We start from the raw sequence: 18,469 nt of genomic DNA, 5'->3' as shown, positions 1-18,469 counted from the left end.
CTTCTATTGTTCGATATATCTCCAAAACGTACCATACTTAGCTGGAATTTGTTCCACCACTTGCTTCAAAAGAAGCTTTTTCATTTCCTTTTCAATTTGTGTAATCGACATATTATAAACAACAGCAATTTCTTTTGATGCTACAAATTTAAAAAATTTCAAAAACGTTTCTAAGGGCGGTGGAGGAGATTGGATTGGTTTTTCAGAAAGCATTTCCTCTAATATTTGAACATATACCTCATAGGGGTAGGAACCGGTAATCTTAATTCCTTCATCCTCGACATTTTCATTAAAAAATACTAAAGTAGGGATTTCCTGTACATCCATTTCAGAGGTGATTTTCAGATCGCATTGGAAAGCTTTTGCTGCACTTTCAGAATGGATATCATACATGAATTCCTCTACATCCAAACCTAGACTCCGAGCGCAATCTTTTAACACCTCAAGATTAGAAACATTTAGTTTCTCTAAAAATAATCCCTCTTGGATTCTCCGTAAAAAACGGAGTCCAGCCCGTCGCCCTTGTAATTCTGCTGCTTTTAGAGCGATGGAAACAGTATAAGGAGAGTCGACAGGATTCTCTAACCATAGGCTTCCATCACATGACATTCCTGACCTACTAGCAGTCTTCTCCCACACCTGAGCGATATTCTCAAAATTCTTTTTCTTACTTATATTTAAATCGGCTAATCGTCCACTTAAAATATGCTTAATTGAAAAATAACGTCCATATTCGATTTGCAACTTCTTTAAAATCGGCTCTAATGCCCAACATTCAGGACATAAAGGATCAATAAACATGTAAATCTCAATCGGCTTTTTATCACTGCATTGCCGCTTTGAACTCGAAGATCTTGAACTATTCACTATCTTCACCTGTGGTCTCGCCATCGTCAGGCGTATTAATCATGTGTTGTGCCGTAAGATAAAGCCGTGAATAGAATTCATCTCTTAAGGGACCCTCTAAGCCTATTTTGTCCATAGCTTGTGACATGCATGCTAGCCAGGCTTTGGCGCGTATAGGGGTAACTGGAAAGGGCAAATGACGTGCACGCATCATTGGATGGCCATGTTCCTCAGTATACAATGCGGGACCGCCTAAATATTGAGTTAAGAATTGCTTTTGTTTATGAGCAATTTCTGTAAATTGATTTGGGAATATTGGAGCTAGGTCAGGATGTTGTGCAACAAGGCCATAAAAAGTGTCAACAAGACGGTGTAATGTTTCTTCACCAATGGATTCAAATGGTGAAAGCTTTCTTTCAATCATGTTGCCAACTCCCTTAAATGTATTATGTAGATTTATTTTATCAATGCATATTTCATATCTCAAATGAATTGCTTTGAAAATGGAAATTTGTCAATTAAACATATTAATAATGTATGCCAAGTGAGCAATTCTTAATAGAAAAAGCAGGCATTAGGAAGTTGCAAATAACTTCAATTAAATTAACTCTACATTTAAACACATGTAAGATTCATTTACCATTTGTTTGCTGGTATCTTCGGTAATAGAAACGGCGAATTTTATTTTCTGTTAAACGAGCAGGAATCTTAAATTGTTTTAGCAGTTCATTAAAGGTCTTCTCACCATTCTGATAGTTTTCAACCTCATATTCCAGTTCATAATCTTCTGTATCTAGATAGATACTATGGTCCAATACCAATAATCCTTTTTGATACTCGAATTCAACTCGCTCGGTTATTAAAGAACCAAAATATTCAAGTGTTGAAAAAGGAATCTCGATTTCTTCTATAAGACGTTGAATGATTCCTGTTGGAAGTTTTCCAAAACGAGTGGCCAATTGTGCCTCATCTTCACTGATTGTCTGATTGGTTTCTAGAAGACCGACAGCAGCCGGCTGTTTTAAGGTCATTTCGTAATTTAAACCTTTTTTACGAATCCTTAGTGCAGTCTCTTTACTCTTTAAAGAAAAATTTGGAGTATCAAAGTAATGGTTTTCCTGTTTAAAAATTTGATTTGTATTTACCTTAAAAAACTTAAGCAATTGTTCATATTCATTTTTAGTTAGGATATTTTTAAATTCAATTTCAATATTTTGATTCATGTGTCCATCAACCTTTCTAAAGGGGTTCTTCTTTATTAGCTCTTTTCTAACCTCAACATCATCCTTGGGAGAAATCGCGAAATATGCTAAAATAAGGAGGTGAATAATGGAGGTATAAACGATGAAAAAAAGAATAATGATCGAAAAGTCATACATAATTGAAGAGAAACTAATGTTAGAAACAAATGAAAGCATCCTTGATTTGGTTCCTGGGGAGCAGATTCTTGTAGATTCTGACCAATTTTCTTTCATTTACTTAATGGAAGATAAAGATGATTATACATATATCGTATTACATGAACAAATCTGGCCGCACTTAAAAACTGCAAACGAAAAAAAATTACCTGTATGGGTTACTTTTAACGAAGAGAAAAAAGAACTAGAAAGCTTCCAGGATGAATTTGAATATGTTCTAACTAATATTTCGGGTAATAGTAATTATGGGAAAGAAATGGTTTCAAAAGTAGAGCATATTTTCTTAACATAATTTGTTTTAGAGGTGAAATTATGAAGCATTGGGACCAATTTCTAGCCCCATATAAACAGGCAGTTTCAGAGTTAAAAGTAAAATTAAAGGGGATGAGAGGTCAATTCGAGCTTGATGCTACTCATTCACCGATTGAATTCGTTACAGGTAGAGTTAAACCAATAGCAAGTATCCTTGATAAGGCAAATCAAAAGGGGATACCACTTGAAAGATTAGAAGAAGAAATGCAGGATATTGCGGGAATGCGCATTATGTGTCAATTTGTTGATGACATTCACACAGTTGTCGATTTACTCCAAAACCGTAATGATTTTGAAATAGTTGAAGTTAGAGATTATATCTCACATAAAAAAACAAGCGGTTATCGGTCGTACCATGTTGTGATTCGCTACCCTGTTCAAACTATTCATGGCGAAAAGAATATCTTGGCAGAAATTCAGATACGAACTCTTGCTATGAATTTTTGGGCGACAATTGAACATACATTGAGCTATAAGTACAAAGGGGTATTTCCTAGTGATATTCAAATGCGGCTGCAAAGAGCAGCTGAAGCAGCGTTTCGTTTAGATGAAGAAATGTCATTAATTCGGGGTGAAATACAGGATGCTCAAGCCTTTTTTACAAGGAAAAAAGAATTGAAACAGGAAGAGAAGAACTGAGCAATACGATCGTCGATTTAAAAGCCATTCGCACAAGGAGCCAAAAATTTATGAAATTTGCGATTACATCAAAAGGAGATCAAAAATCAAATATATTAATGCACAAAATGAGGACGTATTTACTTGATTTTGATCTTATATACGATGAAGACCAACCTGATATAGTTGTTTCCATTGGTGGTGACGGCACGCTTCTTTATGCATTTCATCGCTATAGCAGCCGTTTAGATAAAACTGCTTTTGTTGGAATACATACTGGACATCTTGGGTTTTATGCTGATTGGATTCCGGATGAAATTGAAAAGCTAGTGATAGCGATTGCGAAAACACCTTATCAGGTTGTCGAATACCCTCTGTTAGAGGTCATAATCCGTTATTCTCATGCTGGAAAGGAATCTAGGTATCTGGCCTTAAATGAATCAACTGTAAAAAGTGTTGAGGGAACACTGGTTATGGATGTGGAAATTCGTGGACAGCATTTCGAACGGTTCCGTGGTGACGGCTTATGTGTTTCAACGCCTTCAGGCAGTACGGCCTATAATAAGGCCCTTGGCGGGGCGATTATTCATCCATCAATAGCAGCCCTTCAAATTGCGGAGATGGCATCGATTAATAACAAGGTTTTTAGGACGATCGGCTCGCCGTTAATTCTTCCAGCTCACCATAATTGTATGCTTAAACCAGTCAATCGGTCAGATTTTCAGGTTACAATCGACCACCTGACAATGCTTCATAAGGATGTTAAATCAATTCAATTTAGAGTACCAGAAGAAAAAATCCGCTTTGCCCGCTTCCGTCCATTTCCGTTTTGGAAAAGAGTTCATGATTCCTTTATTTCAGATTAAGAGGCAGGTGCCGTCGTAATGTCTCAGCAATTTCAATTGAAGTGGGTCATTGGTGAAAGCGATGCTGGAAAGTTGGTTAGGGAATTTTTAAAAGAGGAAGAGATTTCTCGGACGGCTTTAACAGATATAAAGTTCAAAGGTGGTAATATCCTAGTAAATGGAGAAGAAATAAATGTCCGCTACCGTCTAGCGTGGAACGATATATTAACGGTGATTTTCCCCAGTGAAAGTCCGAGCGAGGGCCTTTTGGGTGAAAATGTTCCTTTATCGATTCTTTATGAAGATGAGTATTTGTTGGTAGTAAATAAACCAGCAGGAATGAACACAATTCCGTCCAGAGAGCATCCTGCAGGCAGTTTGGCAAATGCGCTGATTGGCTATTATCAGCGGTGCGGTCTACAAGCTACTACGCACATTGTCACTCGGCTTGACAGGGACACTTCAGGAATTGTTCTGATTGCTAAACACCGCCATGTACATCATTTGTTTAGTATGATGCAGCAGAGCGGGCAAGTTAAGCGGACATATGAGGCATTTGCTGAGGGGAGGATGCAACAAGAAAATGGTACGATAGTGGCTCCTATTGGCCGTAAAGATGACAGTATCATTGAAAGGGAAGTTCGTAAGGATGGACAATATGCATGTACCCATTTTCAGGTTCTTGCGAGATTTAATGGATTTACGCATTTGGAACTTGCGCTTGAAACCGGACGAACTCATCAAATTAGAGTCCATATGTCTTTTTTAAAGCATCCCTTATTGGGTGACGATTTATATGGAGGAGATATATCACAAATAAATCGACAGGCACTCCATTGTAAAAAAATATCTTTTATTCACCCATTTTCAAACGATGAAATGATGTTTACTGCTCCTTTACCTAGGGATATGGATAATTTATTAAAGGCTGACCTACTTGATTAAGAGGCAGCCTTTTTTATATTTGAAATACTACTTAATCAAATTGTTTAAATTTTTCCTCCACATATGGCATAGTAGATGTAACTGACACCAATTCCATCTCAGGATATCTTAAGGCTGTAAGTTTCCCGCCAAAGACTGCGCCAGTATCAATATTGTACGTATTATTTATGTACCTAGGCTCTTTAACGGGCGTGTGTCCATAAATGATACATGGTTCACCATGATACTCCTTCGCCCAATCTCTTCTGATTGGAGACCCATCCGGGTGTTTTTTACCTGTAATATCCCCGTAAAGGACAAATTCCTTAACTTTCCCATGGGATTGTCCGATAAATTCTTGTTTAATCCCTGCATGGGCAATAACAAGTTTTGAATTGTCTAATACTAAATAGAGTGGAGCTTTTTCGTAGAGTTCAACAAATTTTTTTCGAATGGATTGCTGTTCTTTTTTATATAATGATTCATACTCAGCAACGGTTGTTTCAAGCCCATGTGCAATCTGAACTTTGTTACCTAGAAAGAAACGGTATAACTTATTACAATGATTCCCTGGTGTGTAATAAGCCTTTTTTTCTTTAATCACCAACTGCCAAACAATTTCGATTACTTGAAGTGAAGCAGGTCCACGGTCTGTTAAATCTCCAAGAAAACCAAGTACTCTGTTTTCGTGAAGGGGGATTCCATTCACCCATTTATAGCCAAGCTTCAACGTGAGTTCCTTAAATTCTGCTAAACATCCATGGATATCACCGATTACATCAATTTTCATTGGATCAACTCCTTATCCCCCATATTTTTAGTCGAAGCGTTTGATTTTATAAAAAGTTTTCCTACCTAATAATTGAAGGGAGTCATAAAATGGAGCAAAATGTTTCAGTTATTTCTTTATTAATTGTTGTTACAATAGCATTTATCACCCCCATTCTTTTACATCGATTTAAATTAAATTTTATTCCTGTAGTTGTCGCTGAAATAATTATGGGACTTGTCATAGGAAAGAGTGGTTTCGATGTAGTTCATAAAGATATTTGGCTTTCCACCTTATCGACACTTGGTTTTATTTTTCTCATGTTTTTAAGCGGGCTTGAAATCGATTTTAAAGCCTTTGCTGGAGGGAATAAGCGCAAGATTCTTCCCAATGGGAAAAAGGAGCCAAATTCATTTGTTGCAGCGTCACTAATCTTTGTAGGAGTCTTTATATTCTCTCTTGGATTATCTATTGTGTTTGTCATGGCAGGTTTTATTGATAATGCATTTTTAATGACGTTAATCATTTCGACGATATCATTGGGGGTAGTGGTTCCAACCTTGAAAGAGGCCCATTTGATGAAAACTGTAATTGGCCAAATTATCTTATTGGTAGCGGTCATTGCAGATTTAGTAACAATGATTTTACTTGCTGTGTTTGTTTCGTTAAATGAATCAGGGCATGGGAATACGTGGCTGTTACTTATATTGTTTGCCGCGGGTATCTTTCTTTATTTTCTTGGAAAAAGATTTAAAAATCGTTCGTTTATTGAATCACTGTCAACGGGGACCGTCCAAATTGGAACAAGGGCAGTTTTTACACTGATTATTGTTTTAGTTGGGCTTTCTGAAACAGTTGGTGCTGAAAATATCTTAGGGGCGTTTCTAGCAGGTGTTCTTGTATCCTTGTTAGCACCTAATCAAGACCTTGTACATAAGTTAGATTCTTTTGGTTATGGATTTTTGATTCCTATCTTTTTTGTCATGGTAGGAGTAAATCTTGATATTTGGTCGCTTTTTAGTGAAAAAAAGCTATTGTTATTAATACCACTTTTATTGGCTGGGCTGCTTTTCTCAAAACTTGTACCAGTTTACCTATTAAAAATTTGGTATGATTTGAAAACAGTCATTGCATCTGGCTTTTTGCTCACTTCAACGCTATCACTCGTCATCGCGGCCGCTACAATTGGAGAAAGATTAGAAATCATATCAGCGGAGATGAGTGGAACACTAATTTTAGTAGCAGTAATCACGTCTATATTTACACCAATTGTTTTTAAAAAGTTATTCCCTAAAGAAGTGGTTGCAAATAAAAAGGTTAGTGTAGCGTTCTTAGGTGCCAATCAGACGACACTGCCTGTTTCAAGAGAATTAAAGTCAGGTCTGTATGATCCAATCCTTTACCATACCCAAATGGATAAATCAGATAAACAAATTGCTGATTCACTTTTTGATATCGTTGAAATTCTTAATTATTCGCTTGAAACGTTGGAGAATACAAAAGTCTTTCAATCAGAGGTTGTCGTAATATCAACAGGTGATGAAAAGCAAAATGCAGCCTTGTCGATCGCTGCGAAAGAAAGAGGAGTATCTAGAGTCATTGCACGAATTGAAAGTCCAGATATCGAGGACAACTTACGTGAACATAATATAGAAGTGTTTTCAACATTTATGTCAACAAAAGTGTTACTTAGGGCATTGATTGAATCACCAACCCTAATCAATATACTTACTAACCAAGAGACAGGACTTTATGAAATTGTCATGATGAATAGCCAATTCGATGGGATGTCTTTACGGAAGTTCCCCTTTACTGGTGATATCATATTTGTACGAATTTTTCGAGGTATGGATTCCATCGTTCCGCATGGAGATACAGAACTAGAGATGAATGATCGATTAATCGTTACTGGCTCGAAGGAATATGTTGATGAGTTGAAAAGAGAATTGGAATTTTGCGAGACCTGTTAATTATTTTTGAAAAAGGGCTATTTAAAAAACCTTGAAAAATGTAAACTTTTCATTTATGGCGAATTAGTGTAAAATTAGTACCAAGTACTAATATCATGTGTAATTGTAGGAGGACTTTTTTAATATGAACCTTTCTTTATCTGGAAAAACATACGTAGTAATGGGTGTAGCCAATAAACGCAGTATCGCATGGGGAATTGCCCGCTCACTGCACAATGCAGGAGCAAGATTAATTTTTACCTATGCAGGTGAAAGATTAGAAAGCAGTGTTCGTGAACTAGCGGGTTCTTTAGAAGCCGAAGGGACAATTGTATTGCCTTGTGATGTGACAAACGATGAAGAAGTTGCAAAATGCTTTGCTGAAATCAAAGAATCAGTTGGTTCCATTCATGGAGTAGCACACTGCATCGCATTTGCAAATAAAGAAGAACTTAGCGGGGAGTATTTAAGCACAACCAGAGAGGGCTTTTTGCTCGCTCACAATATCAGCTCATATTCCTTAACAGCTGTAGCCAAAGAAGCACGAGGATTAATGACTGAAGGAGGAAGTATTGTCACTTTGACATACTTGGGCGGTGAACGTGCTATCCCTAACTATAATGTTATGGGTGTAGCCAAAGCTTCTCTTGATGCTAGTGTTCGTTACTTAGCTGCAGACCTTGGTAAAGAAAACATTCGTGTTAATTCGATTTCTGCAGGTCCAATTCGTACCTTATCCGCAAAAGGAATAAGTGATTTTAATTCCATCTTAAAAGAAATTGAAGAAAGAGCACCATTACGCCGAGCAACCACTCCAGAAGAAGTTGGCGACACTGCCGTGTTTCTCTTCAGTGATTTATCAAGAGGAATTACTGGAGAAAACATTCACGTTGATTCCGGATACCACATCCTATAACTTAGAAGCACCCGTTTGCGTAATAATGAAGGTCCGTATTTATACGGGCCATTTATTATGCTTTTTTTTATTTTTTTGTGACCTGTATGGGCCTCTTGCATAAATATAATCTAAAGGTTTATGTAAATGGAGGTGCTGAGAATGTCCGAAGAAAAGAGTAAAGGACCATTATTATATATACATCAGCCGTTTGTAAGAACTCCTGCCACTAATATGCAGGACACATATTCAATTAGACAGGACCTTGTGATTGAAGAAGAAAAGCCAAGCGAGGAGGAAGGGAAGAAGATAATCTCACTTGCAAAAAAGGAACTAGGACCAGAGCAAATAATTAAGGACGAAACTAAATTAGATAAACCATCAATAACACCAAAATCGAATTCACCTGCAACAACAACCAAATCGCTTCAAAAAAGGGAGCATGCATCCTTGAATCGGGTAAAGCCCTTTAAAGAAATGAATATCGAAGAACGCTTAGAGTATTTAAAAAACTATCCGAGGGTCCTTCCACCAGCTCCATGCGTTTTTGTTACCGAGGAAAATAACTATCAAGGGTATCTGACCGAATACGATGGCCAAGATGTGACGATTCGATTTCATGATCAAACAACTAAAACCGTGCCTGTAAATGCACTTACAAATATTTTCTTGATTGGGCTTAGGAAATAGTTGGACCATAAATAAGCCAGCCGTTTTACCGACTGGCTGCATTTTTAGTTACAAATTCCTAAGTTTACATCAGCAATACATTGCACTGCACAGAAGCAACTTAAGTCAACTGTAATACAGTCGTTACTTGCGCGGAAGCGTTCAACCTGACAAACTTTATCCAGGTTGATGCAGCATTTATCTCCGCCTGAAACCAAGTTAACTGGACAGAAAGTTCCACCTTCGCGGCGTCCTGGTACTAACACACGAAGTGTAGCGCAGCAATTATCGAATACATCTTCTACGCGGAAGTAGATAGATACACATGCATTATTTTCATTACTAAAGAATGCATGGAATGGCGAACCATCCGCAGTACTTAGCACAAATACACGAGTATCGACAGGATCTCTCCTCACTGGTGACACCAATGAACCTAGAGGCTCTGCAAAACAACTAGAACACTCTGGACATTCGTCCTCCATTACCGCATTATCTTGGATATCCTTAATGGCACGAACGACATCACAAACGCAGTTACCATTACGAAAATCATGATTATTTCCACAACCCATAAATATTTCCTCCTTATTCCGATATATATCTTACAATACTAAGATATTTAACAGAGCAGTTTTGGGACACGGACAATCGCCTTATTTAAGTAAATTAGGCTGATAAAGGTCTTTGAAAGGATCCTCCAATATGAAAATAACCTTTTTACACTTGCTTCTTCTTTCGCTGGCGAGCTTTAGGCTGACAAGGTTACTTGTTTTTGACAAAATTACCGAGTTAATTCGAGTTCCTTTTTTTAATGAAATAAAAGAAGTAAATGAATATGGTGAAATGGAAGTTTATTACGTGCCGAAAGAAAAGGGAGTCAAAAAATTTTTCGGAGAACTTCTTAGCTGTTATTGGTGTACAGGAATATGGACTTCCATTGGAATTGTTAGTTTATCAATGCTATTCCCAGACTTTTCGTTCCCAATTATCATAATTTTGGCTGTTGCGGGATTTGCATCCATAATGGAGACCATTGTGCAGTTTTTTATCGAAAAATAGTGGTGTCCGCTGAGACAAGACTTAGAGGTTGTTCATATTCTATATCAGTGGACATAGAATTGACAGCGAGGGAGAGAGAATCATGAGTCAAAAGAAAAGGAGAACTCAATCAACTGACTATTCACAATCAATTCAATCATCACAATCGACTAACATGTATCAACCATCAAAATCGATAAAGCAAAAAGGAACAGGTTGTGGCTGCGGGAAAAAAACTTCAAAGTAAGGAAGAGGAACTGTCAGATTAGCTGGCAGTTTTTTATTTTTCTTAAGCAATAGATAAATTAAAGTTATTCCTCATAATTTTTATCATTGTCGAAAAAACTACATAGTAGTGGTAAACATAAAATGGAACAAGGGATGGGAATCATATGAGAGCTATTCAACGATGGGTATTACTCGCTTGTTTATTATTACTTTCCTCCTGTGACCAAAACCAACAGGTTACGGATAGCCAATTAACTCTTATGAAAACAACGAATCCTAGCCCAATCGTAACACAAAAGAATAAAAGTAAAGATCATGTTAAAGACATTGAGCAGGATGTCAGCTCGTTTCCAGAATTATATGATGTGGCTGTTGTGGAAGGAAAGAAGGATACACTAGTTGTTTATAAGGTTAAACATTTGTACCGATTTAAAATGAAAAAAATTGAAAAAGATATCAACAAAATGCTGGAACAAAAATATCCAGCTGAAAACTTTACAATCTCAAGTGACTATAAAATTTTTCTAGAAACAGTCAGACTTGATGAAAAAATGAAATCCTCTAATTATAAAGGTAAGAAAGCTGAAAATCGTTTTAACGAAATCGTTAAGATGACAAAAGATTTGAAGTAAGAAAGGAAGAAAATAGATGGCAACGAGTAAGCAAAAAAATATGACACCCCAGCAGCGCAACTATCAACAACTTCAACAGAAGCATGAAATTAAACGGCCTGTTCTGAAGAACTGTATTAAGGCATTTTTTGTTGGTGGTATAATTTGTGTGATCGGTCAAGCCATCAGTTATTTTTATATTTATTATTTTGATTTTACTGAACAGAGTGTAGGCAATCCGACGGTAGCAACCATGGTATTTTTATCTATGTTACTAACTGGATTTGGAGTTTACGATCGACTTGGACAATTTGCCGGGGCAGGAAGTGCTGTGCCCGTTACAGGCTTCGGAAATGCAGTAATATCTGCAGCTATTGAGCATCGAACAGAAGGCTTTGTTTTAGGAGTGGGTGGAAATATGTTTAAGCTCGCAGGGTCAGTCATACTCTTCGGTGTTTTCTCGGCATTTGTTGTGGCACTGATTAAAACCCTGCTGGTGATTTGGGGGGTATTGTAAATTGTTAAAAGGGCACCAATCGTGGATTTTTACAAATCGGCCAATGATCACCTCTACCGGAGTTACTGGTGGACCGTTTGAAGCCAATGGTAATTTAGCAGAGGATTTCGATTTACTATATGAAGACTTATGGATGGGGAAAGAAACTTATGAAAAAGCACACCGCTTACTATTAGAAGAGGCGATTAAAACAGCACTAAATAAAAGAAATATGGAAAAAGAACAGATCCAATTTTTATTTGCTGGAGATTTAATTAATCAAATAACACCAACCAGTTTTGCCGCAAGGACCATGCAGATTCCTTATTTTGGTCTTTTCGGTGCATGCTCAACCTCCATGGAAGGTTTGGCTCTGGCTTCATTCGTTGTAAATTACCAGGGGGCAAATTACGTCCTGACAGGTGCATCCAGCCATAATGCAGCGGTAGAGAAACAGTTTCGCTACCCCACAGAGTATGGAGGTCAAAAACCGCCGACTGCACAATGGACGATAACAGGAGCAGGTGTGGCGCTTTTGCAGCCTAATGAACCTGGGCAGGTATTTCCGGTTACAACCGCGGCTACGATCGGAAAAGTGATTGATATGGGATTAACAGATCCCTTTAATATGGGAGGGGCGATGGCTCCTGCCGCAGCCGATACTATTATTGCTCATTTCCGTGATTTGCAAATAGACCCCTCCTATTATGACTTGATTGTTACAGGGGACCTAGGCAGGGTCGGTCACGATACAGCCTTTGAACTAATTAACAAAAGTGGTCTTGAATTAGAACGAAAACAATTCCAGGATTGCGGGTTATTAATGTATAAGGATGATCAGCCAGTACAGTCTGGAGGAAGTGGGGCCGGGTGCTCAGCGACAGTCTTGTATGGACATTTATTGAACCAATTGAAAAAGGGTACGTATAAACGGATTTTAGTAGTCGCAACAGGCGCATTGCTGTCCCCGCTCAGCTTTCAGCAAAATGAATCAATTCCATGTATTGCACATGCTGTTGCCATTGAAATGAATGGAGATAAGGGGTGATCCTATGTTAGCAATGTTTTTTTGGGCATTTGTAATTGGCGGGTTAATCTGCGTCATCGGGCAGCTTTTATTTGATGTTGCAAAGCTTACTCCTGGACATACACTGAGTTTGCTCGTGGTAATTGGCGCTGTATTAGATGGTTTCGGCCTCTATGAACCCCTCGTTGACTTTGCTGGGGCAGGTGCTACCATTCCAATTACCAGTTTTGGTAATTCTTTAGTTCATGGGGCAATGCAGGATGCAGAGAAACATGGACTTATTGGGGTATTGACTGGGATGTTCCAAGTGACGAGCTCTGGAATCTCAGCAGCAATTATTTTCGGATTTATTGGTGCATTAATTTTTAAACCTAAGGGATAAGCTAAACATTTTTGAATTCAATTTAAGAAATGGATGTCGCGCCTACACACAGTATAAGGTAATTTCATATGTTATTAATGAGATTACAGAAGTGAGGTGACATTCTATGTTTGGATATGGCGGCTGTGGTGGTTACGGTTACGGCGGTGGATTTGGCTACGGTTCAACTTTTGTATTAATCGTCGTACTATTCATCCTTTTAATCATCGTTGGTGCAAGCTTCTATTAATAGATAGTGCTTGCTTAGGGAAATGGGTTGGCCTGAAAAAGGAGCCAGCCCTTTCGCTTTGTTTCCAGAAAAGTGCCTATGGGGCACGTACGCTTTTCCAATTTTTATTCACCAAATTATCGAACCTTCATACAATAAGAGTAGTTTATGAAGGAGCGTGATCTTCGAATATGGATAATGGATTTTTTAAAAACATTGAAAAGAAAACGGGCGTTAATATGAAAGATATCTTTGAATTAGCTAATTCATTACAAAATGCGAATTTTAAAGATGAAAAAACAGTCCGAAATGTAATTCGTCGAGTTTCTCAAATTGCCAATAAACCGGTAAGTCAAGAAATGGAAGATCAAATTGTTAAATCTATAGTTAATGATGGCAAGCAACTGGATCTTAATACGATTTCTAATATGATTAATAAAAAATAAAAAGAAGAAGACCTCCTTCCTAAATTAGGAAGTGGTCTTCTTCTTTTTATTAAGGGGCGCTAAAAAGCGCGAGCGATGTGCCCTTTTGCCTCGTCTATTTTCTGGAACGGAGATAAAAAGCTGGTCTCTAGCTCGAGTCATCGCTACGTAAAATAATCTTCTTTCTTCTTCAAGTGCGGTAAAGTCGCCATTTCGATACGCTTCTAGTGCAAAATCGTGCGGTAAACTGCCATCGACAGCTCCGACAATATAAACTGTTTTGTATTCGAGACCTTTTGAGCGGTGAATCGTACTAAGACTAATGGCTTCATGAAAATGTTTACTTAAATTTTTAATTTCTTTGTTCATAGCCGACATATGCTCTGCATGAGCTAGGAATGATTCAATTTTATCGAAGCTTTTTGCGGCCACTTTTAGGTCTTTAAGATCGTCAGAGCCTTTTTCGAGCTTATTTGACTCGTTACCCCGTTTTTTTAGAAAATCAAGAAAACCAATATCTTTTTCGACTTTTTCAAGTGCTGTGTGTGGAGATGAATGCTTCAATCCCCGAATAATCGTGACCGCTTTTTTTAATTTCTTTTCCTGAAAAGCATGGGCGGTAGTTAAGTGGTTAAGCGCTTCAAGCAGGCTGCAATCCATTAGGATGCTTTGTGCTTTCAATTCTTTTAGGACTGTTTGCTTTAGAAATAACAAAGGTAATATCTCAGACATAGCTTGTGGGTCATCCTCATTTAAGCTCACCTTTAGAAAGGAAAGGGCGCTTCTAACGATATAACGATCGTAAAAAGCTTCTGCATCTAGATCAATCTTAAATGGAAGATTAGAGCCGGCAAGTCTTTCAAACACCGCACGCGAGCCGGCATTGGTTCGATAAAGAATGGCAAAGTCGGAAGGGTTTGCTCCAAGAGATATCTGCTCTTGTATATCTGTGACAACCATCGTTGCTTCTTCCTCTTCATCATTAGGAAAAAATAACTTTGGAAGTACTCCTGAAGAAAACTGTGCTTTCATTTTCTTTGATCTTCTGATTTTATTCGCCGCAATCATCTGGTTCGCAGAGGAAACGATTTCATGTGAAGATCGATAATTTTGATCAAGTGTAACCATTTTTGCATTGAGAAAATCCTTTTCAAACTGTAGTAAATAACTTGGGTCACTTCCTCTAAATGAATAAATGGCTTGATCATCATCACCAACCGCACAAACATTTTTATGTTTTGCAGATAATAGTTTAATGAGTTCGTATTGGACTTTATTTATATCCTGAAACTCATCAATTAAAAAATAATGAAAACGATTTTGATACTGGTCAAGCAGGGAGGGGGATGAGATAAACAGATGATAGCAGCCAATCAACATATCATCAAAATCAAACAGTCCCTCTTTTTTCTTATAGTCCTCATATTTTTTATATAAAAAGGCTGTTTGTTCTTCCCAGTCAGAAGTGGGCTTCACTTCATTTGGCATTAGCAGAGAGTTCTTCCATAGGCCGATTTGCTGAAGAGCTAAATCATAGGCAAACTCTTTTTCAGATAAATCAAGTTCTTTTCCAGCTTCCTTCAGGATTTTGTCTCGCTGCCATTCTTTTTTTAAAAGTTTGCCTGATGACCAATTATGTGAGTCGTGGAACATCAGGATGCGATAAAAAATACTGTGAAAAGTACCAGTAACCAGTTGATTAATTCTATCGCGTTTTATTTGTGGATAGGATAGCAGCCGATGCTTCATTTCTGCTGCCGCTTTTGATGTGAAAGTGACAAGCATGATCGTTTTTGGGTCGATGAGTTTTTCAGTCAGCATATACGCTGTTCGTACTGTTAATACCCGAGTTTTACCACTTCCGGCACCAGCAAGTACTAACAGAGAGCCATCTGTTTCTTTGACAGCGGCAGCCTGACTTTCATCAAGAACAACTCCATTTCCTGCAAGTTGTTGTAAAAAAGGTGAGAGTTCCTCCTGCGTGTTTTTATCTGGCAGGATAAACGGAACAGAATATTCAATCGTTTTGGCGGCATTGAATTGGTCAATTATTTGCGGGGTTTTTGTAATCGTCCTACCCTTTGGGATGCTAAATCCATTCAATTCAGCAGTCGGTTGTATATCAGCCTTGTCGTCGATCACGACTTCGGGCTCTGGACAATGTTTTTCAGGTGAATGTGTATGGAAAAAATGGGGTTCCTTGTGAATACCTAAAAACAAGCGAACGTTTTCGTTACAGATTGGACAAATTAAATGACCACTTTTTCCGGCAAGAAATATTTTCTGATACTGGTCCCTGCTTAATTGCTCAAGGACAATATTCTGATTTTGATAAATCGCTGTTTTCATAATTTTTATCCTCTATATCCAAAAATCAAGACATGTTCTATCATATCAAAACCTTGGAGGAACTAAAAGAGGTTCTTTGACATTGATGGAATTACCAAAAAAGCACTTGACGCTGCCACGCCAAGTGCTTCATAAGGTTATAATTTTTTTACCATCGTTTTATGTGGAATTCCTGCATCCATAAATTCTTCTGAGACAACCTCATAACCAAGACCTGAGTAAAATGGAATAGCCTGGGTTTGAGCATTAAGCTTTAATTTATGAATTTCTTTTTCACGTGCATAGTTTTCAATCGTATTCATAATCGCTTTTCCGGCCCCAGTTTTTCTTGCCTCTTTCAAGACACAGATTCGTTCGACTTTTCCATAGCCGTCAACGAAACGAAAGCTGCCAGCACCAACTGGAGAACCTTCATGGTACAAGACAAAATGTTTTGCATCGTTTTCGTAGGCGTCGATTTCCTCTTCAAGTGGGACCGCTTGTTCTTCAACGAAAACAGTTTTCCTAATAAAATAGGCATCTTCGAGTTCTTTTTGATTTTCAACAATCTTTACTGTCACTTAAACTATTCCTTTCCAAGACGAAATGTTTCATAAACGGTCCAGGAACCATTTTCTAATTGATAAAGAAGGTGAAAACGATCAATCGTTTCTTCATGGTTAATCGCGGTCATACGCAGGGAGCCAAATACATCAGAATGTTCATCATTGGAAAGCTGCTGACCAATGGTAATATGCGGAACAAATGTATATTCTAAGTTTTGCTCTGTAAATTCTTGATTAACTTCGTTATGCAAAGCGGTTAGTTCGTCCGATTTGTCGACTTTAAAATAAATAACATTGTTTACGGGCTTAAATGAGCTGATTNNATGTAAATGCGTTGTGACTTGCAGCCAATCTTCTTAATTTATCAGCATATTCTCTCGCTTCTTCTTCGGACGCCTCAAATGCATTTTTCAATGTTAAGTGCGGCGTAATTAAAGCATAATGCGGGTCATAACGTTTTCGATAGGAATTAGCTAAATCCTGTAGTTTTTTTGATGGAAAAATAACAACTCCAAATTTCATACGTATACCTCCATTTAGATGAACTTTCCTTTTTACAATATAAACAAAAATTAACCTTCCTAATATTATAGCAAATTTTCAAAATATATTAAATGACTTATCATGATGTTGATATTTGTTAAATTAAAATAACATTTTAAGGGCGCGCCGTAAATCAGGCTGCCAGTACTTCCAGGTATGATTACCACTAAACTCTTCATAAAAATATGTAATGGGTTTCTCTGAAATGATTTTTGAAAGCTCCCTATTCGGGGTTAGGAAATCTTTAAGACTGCCGTCCGTTGTCTGGACTTCCGTTTCTTGATTCCCAATTACATGATAGAGTTGTAATAACTGTCCCTCCGAGAAGTTCTTAACGGCGCTCAAAATACTTTCATCCACATATGGAGAGTGTAAAAGGACTTTTCCGAATGTATGTGGGTATTGAAGCGCTGTCATTAAAGAAACAGCACCCCCAAGGGAGTCGCCAATTAGTGCTCTTGTTAAGCCCATTTGATAGGTAGGAAACTCTTGATCAAGAAAAGGAACTAATTCATGAGCTAGAAACCGGATGTATTGTTGATTCTGAGAGCCATTGGGATGATATTTCTTGCGGCGGTCTTCTACATTTTTATAGGGTACTCCTACAATGATTAAATTTTCAATTTCTTTTTGAAAAAGAAACTCGTCTGCCAAGCGCGCGATTCTGCCTAGCTGAAAATAGTCGCGGCCATCCTGGGCGATTAACAGCGAGTATTTATATAGCGGTGAGAAGTTTGCTGGCAGATAGACAAGGAGTTGGATATCCTCTCCAAGTTCTGCACTATAAATGGTAAGTTCTTTGATGGTTCCTTTTGGAAACGCCATGTGATAAATCCCCCCGTGATTCAATCTCTACCACTGCATTATAACAAAACTAAAGTGGAAATGCTTTTAATAATAGGGGAAGGAATTGGTGTGATTGTGGGTGTGAGGATTAGTGTAGGTAGCGGTAGTTGGTACGGGAATCAGGCATAATGGATAATATATTTTCACGTTTGAAGGTACGCATTTGTTTTCGGAGCAGACAAAAGGCTCGAATATATTCGTCATTCACTTCCTTCACAATCAATTTCCGTTGGGATAATTCTTGGTTTTCGGCAAGGTAAATCATTTCTAATGGAATATTCTCCTCGATTGAACGTATGAAAAGTCCTTCCATTTGGATCACACCTTTCTTGGTTATAGTATTATTATATCCAAACGTTTGTTCTTTATTCAAGGGGGATAGAACTAATGTTCTTGTTTGTATTAGAGATTGGTTATAATGGATATTTATATGGAAAAATAAAAATGGTATTGACATTTTTATTATTTTTACTATAATTAGATTTGTAGTTAAATAAGAGATCTGTTAGCTCAGCTGGGAGAG

Annotated in this window: 23 protein-coding genes and 1 pseudogene; 14 read left to right on the top strand and 10 right to left on the bottom strand. The window is 37.7% G+C overall.

What is annotated here, in order from left to right:
- Positions 1–3 precede the first annotated feature (3 nt).
- From V7659_RS16555 to V7659_RS16545, 3 genes are all read right to left on the bottom strand, one after another.
- The gene (locus V7659_RS16555; protein WP_335540924.1) at positions 4–891 is read right to left on the bottom strand and encodes a ClpXP adapter SpxH family protein; all 888 of its coding nucleotides are present in this window, start codon (positions 889–891) and stop codon (positions 4–6) included.
- Positions 860–1,270, bottom strand: coding sequence for a globin (locus V7659_RS16550; RefSeq protein ID WP_335540923.1), 411 nt, complete (start codon positions 1,268–1,270; stop codon positions 860–862). The genes V7659_RS16555 and V7659_RS16550 overlap by 32 nt, the downstream gene beginning before the upstream one ends.
- A 208-nt stretch (positions 1,271–1,478) precedes the next feature.
- Positions 1,479–2,069 (bottom strand): CYTH domain-containing protein, encoded by a 591-nt coding sequence (locus tag V7659_RS16545; protein ID WP_335540922.1) that lies wholly within the window; start codon positions 2,067–2,069, stop codon positions 1,479–1,481.
- A gap of 121 nt (positions 2,070–2,190) precedes the next feature.
- On the opposite strand from V7659_RS16545, the gene V7659_RS16540 reads away from it, so the two are divergent.
- The 4 genes from V7659_RS16540 to V7659_RS16525 are packed head-to-tail and all read left to right on the top strand — an operon-like array spanning position 2,191 to position 4,984.
- On the top strand, positions 2,191–2,556 hold the full coding sequence (locus V7659_RS16540) for a hypothetical protein (protein WP_335540921.1): 366 nt from the start codon (positions 2,191–2,193) through the stop codon (positions 2,554–2,556).
- Positions 2,557–2,576: 20 nt separating this feature from the next.
- Positions 2,577–3,215 carry a GTP pyrophosphokinase gene (locus V7659_RS16535; RefSeq protein ID WP_335540920.1) on the top strand — a complete coding sequence of 213 codons (639 nt, stop codon included), beginning with the start codon at positions 2,577–2,579 and terminating at the stop codon, positions 3,213–3,215.
- Positions 3,216–3,265: 50 nt separating this feature from the next.
- Entirely contained in the window at positions 3,266–4,060 is a 795-nt protein-coding gene (locus V7659_RS16530) for an NAD kinase (protein WP_098572462.1), read from the top strand.
- Positions 4,061–4,078: 18 nt separating this feature from the next.
- Positions 4,079–4,984, top strand: coding sequence for an RluA family pseudouridine synthase (locus tag V7659_RS16525; RefSeq protein ID WP_335540919.1), 906 nt, complete (start codon positions 4,079–4,081; stop codon positions 4,982–4,984).
- A gap of 31 nt (positions 4,985–5,015) precedes the next feature.
- Here V7659_RS16525 and prpE read toward each other — a convergent pair whose 3' ends face one another.
- Positions 5,016–5,753 (bottom strand): bis(5'-nucleosyl)-tetraphosphatase PrpE, encoded by a 738-nt coding sequence (gene prpE / locus V7659_RS16520; protein WP_335540918.1) that lies wholly within the window; start codon positions 5,751–5,753, stop codon positions 5,016–5,018.
- An 89-nt stretch (positions 5,754–5,842) separates the two neighbouring features.
- On the opposite strand from prpE, the gene V7659_RS16515 reads away from it, so the two are divergent.
- The 3 genes from V7659_RS16515 (at position 5,843) to V7659_RS16505 (ending at position 9,266) form a co-directional block, all read left to right on the top strand.
- Positions 5,843–7,702: a monovalent cation:proton antiporter family protein gene (locus V7659_RS16515; RefSeq protein ID WP_335540917.1), complete on the top strand. Its 1,860-nt coding sequence runs from the start codon at positions 5,843–5,845 to the stop codon at positions 7,700–7,702.
- 124 nt (positions 7,703–7,826) lie between these two features.
- Positions 7,827–8,597 (top strand): enoyl-ACP reductase FabI, encoded by a 771-nt coding sequence (gene fabI, locus V7659_RS16510; protein ID WP_335540916.1) that lies wholly within the window; start codon positions 7,827–7,829, stop codon positions 8,595–8,597.
- A 141-nt stretch (positions 8,598–8,738) separates the two neighbouring features.
- On the top strand, positions 8,739–9,266 hold the full coding sequence (locus tag V7659_RS16505) for a CotO family spore coat protein (RefSeq protein WP_335540915.1): 528 nt from the start codon (positions 8,739–8,741) through the stop codon (positions 9,264–9,266).
- A gap of 44 nt (positions 9,267–9,310) precedes the next feature.
- On the opposite strand, the gene V7659_RS16500 is transcribed toward V7659_RS16505, so the two are convergent.
- On the bottom strand, positions 9,311–9,820 hold the full coding sequence (locus tag V7659_RS16500) for a CotY/CotZ family spore coat protein (RefSeq protein ID WP_335540914.1): 510 nt from the start codon (positions 9,818–9,820) through the stop codon (positions 9,311–9,313).
- 130 nt (positions 9,821–9,950) lie between these two features.
- Here V7659_RS16500 and V7659_RS16495 point away from each other — a divergent pair, with 130 nt between their 5' ends.
- The 7 genes from V7659_RS16495 (at position 9,951) to V7659_RS16465 (ending at position 13,684) form a co-directional block, all read left to right on the top strand.
- Positions 9,951–10,307 (top strand): DUF1360 domain-containing protein, encoded by a 357-nt coding sequence (locus tag V7659_RS16495; RefSeq protein ID WP_335540913.1) that lies wholly within the window; start codon positions 9,951–9,953, stop codon positions 10,305–10,307.
- A 371-nt stretch (positions 10,308–10,678) separates the two neighbouring features.
- Positions 10,679–11,146, top strand: coding sequence for a sporulation protein (locus tag V7659_RS16490; RefSeq protein ID WP_335540912.1), 468 nt, complete (start codon positions 10,679–10,681; stop codon positions 11,144–11,146).
- A gap of 16 nt (positions 11,147–11,162) precedes the next feature.
- Complete coding sequence (gene spoVAC, locus V7659_RS16485) at positions 11,163–11,642, top strand: stage V sporulation protein AC (RefSeq protein ID WP_098572471.1); 480 nt, start codon at positions 11,163–11,165, stop codon at positions 11,640–11,642.
- A gap of 1 nt (position 11,643) precedes the next feature.
- Positions 11,644–12,669, top strand: coding sequence for a stage V sporulation protein AD (gene spoVAD, locus V7659_RS16480; RefSeq protein ID WP_335540911.1), 1,026 nt, complete (start codon positions 11,644–11,646; stop codon positions 12,667–12,669).
- A gap of 4 nt (positions 12,670–12,673) precedes the next feature.
- Entirely contained in the window at positions 12,674–13,030 is a 357-nt protein-coding gene (gene spoVAE, locus V7659_RS16475; protein ID WP_144553697.1) for a stage V sporulation protein AE, read from the top strand.
- A 106-nt stretch (positions 13,031–13,136) separates the two neighbouring features.
- Positions 13,137–13,259 carry a YjcZ family sporulation protein gene (locus V7659_RS16470; RefSeq protein WP_335540910.1) on the top strand — a complete coding sequence of 41 codons (123 nt, stop codon included), beginning with the start codon at positions 13,137–13,139 and terminating at the stop codon, positions 13,257–13,259.
- Between the two features lie 170 nt (positions 13,260–13,429).
- Positions 13,430–13,684: a stage VI sporulation protein F gene (locus tag V7659_RS16465; RefSeq protein ID WP_335540909.1), complete on the top strand. Its 255-nt coding sequence runs from the start codon at positions 13,430–13,432 to the stop codon at positions 13,682–13,684.
- Positions 13,685–13,708: 24 nt separating this feature from the next.
- Here V7659_RS16465 and V7659_RS16460 read toward each other — a convergent pair whose 3' ends face one another.
- From V7659_RS16460 to V7659_RS16440, 5 genes and pseudogenes are all read right to left on the bottom strand, one after another.
- On the bottom strand, positions 13,709–16,012 hold the full coding sequence (locus tag V7659_RS16460; RefSeq protein WP_335540908.1) for an ATP-dependent helicase: 2,304 nt from the start codon (positions 16,010–16,012) through the stop codon (positions 13,709–13,711).
- 137 nt (positions 16,013–16,149) lie between these two features.
- The gene (locus V7659_RS16455) at positions 16,150–16,572 is read right to left on the bottom strand and encodes a GNAT family N-acetyltransferase (RefSeq protein WP_335540907.1); all 423 of its coding nucleotides are present in this window, start codon (positions 16,570–16,572) and stop codon (positions 16,150–16,152) included.
- Positions 16,573–16,577: 5 nt separating this feature from the next.
- Positions 16,578–17,079, bottom strand: a pseudogene (locus tag V7659_RS16450) (YjcG family protein).
- A gap of 123 nt (positions 17,080–17,202) precedes the next feature.
- Complete coding sequence (locus tag V7659_RS16445; RefSeq protein ID WP_335540906.1) at positions 17,203–17,925, bottom strand: alpha/beta hydrolase; 723 nt, start codon at positions 17,923–17,925, stop codon at positions 17,203–17,205.
- Positions 17,926–18,034: 109 nt separating this feature from the next.
- On the bottom strand, positions 18,035–18,259 hold the full coding sequence (locus tag V7659_RS16440) for a hypothetical protein (RefSeq protein ID WP_335540905.1): 225 nt from the start codon (positions 18,257–18,259) through the stop codon (positions 18,035–18,037).
- Positions 18,260–18,469 lie beyond the last annotated feature (210 nt).

The organism is Neobacillus drentensis, from assembly GCF_036966985.1.
In the GTDB taxonomy this organism is placed as follows: Bacteria; Bacillota; Bacilli; order Bacillales; family Cytobacillaceae; genus Neobacillus; species Neobacillus drentensis_E.
Note: the sequence above shows the minus strand (reverse complement) of the source record. Positions and strands in the feature narration are given on the sequence as shown.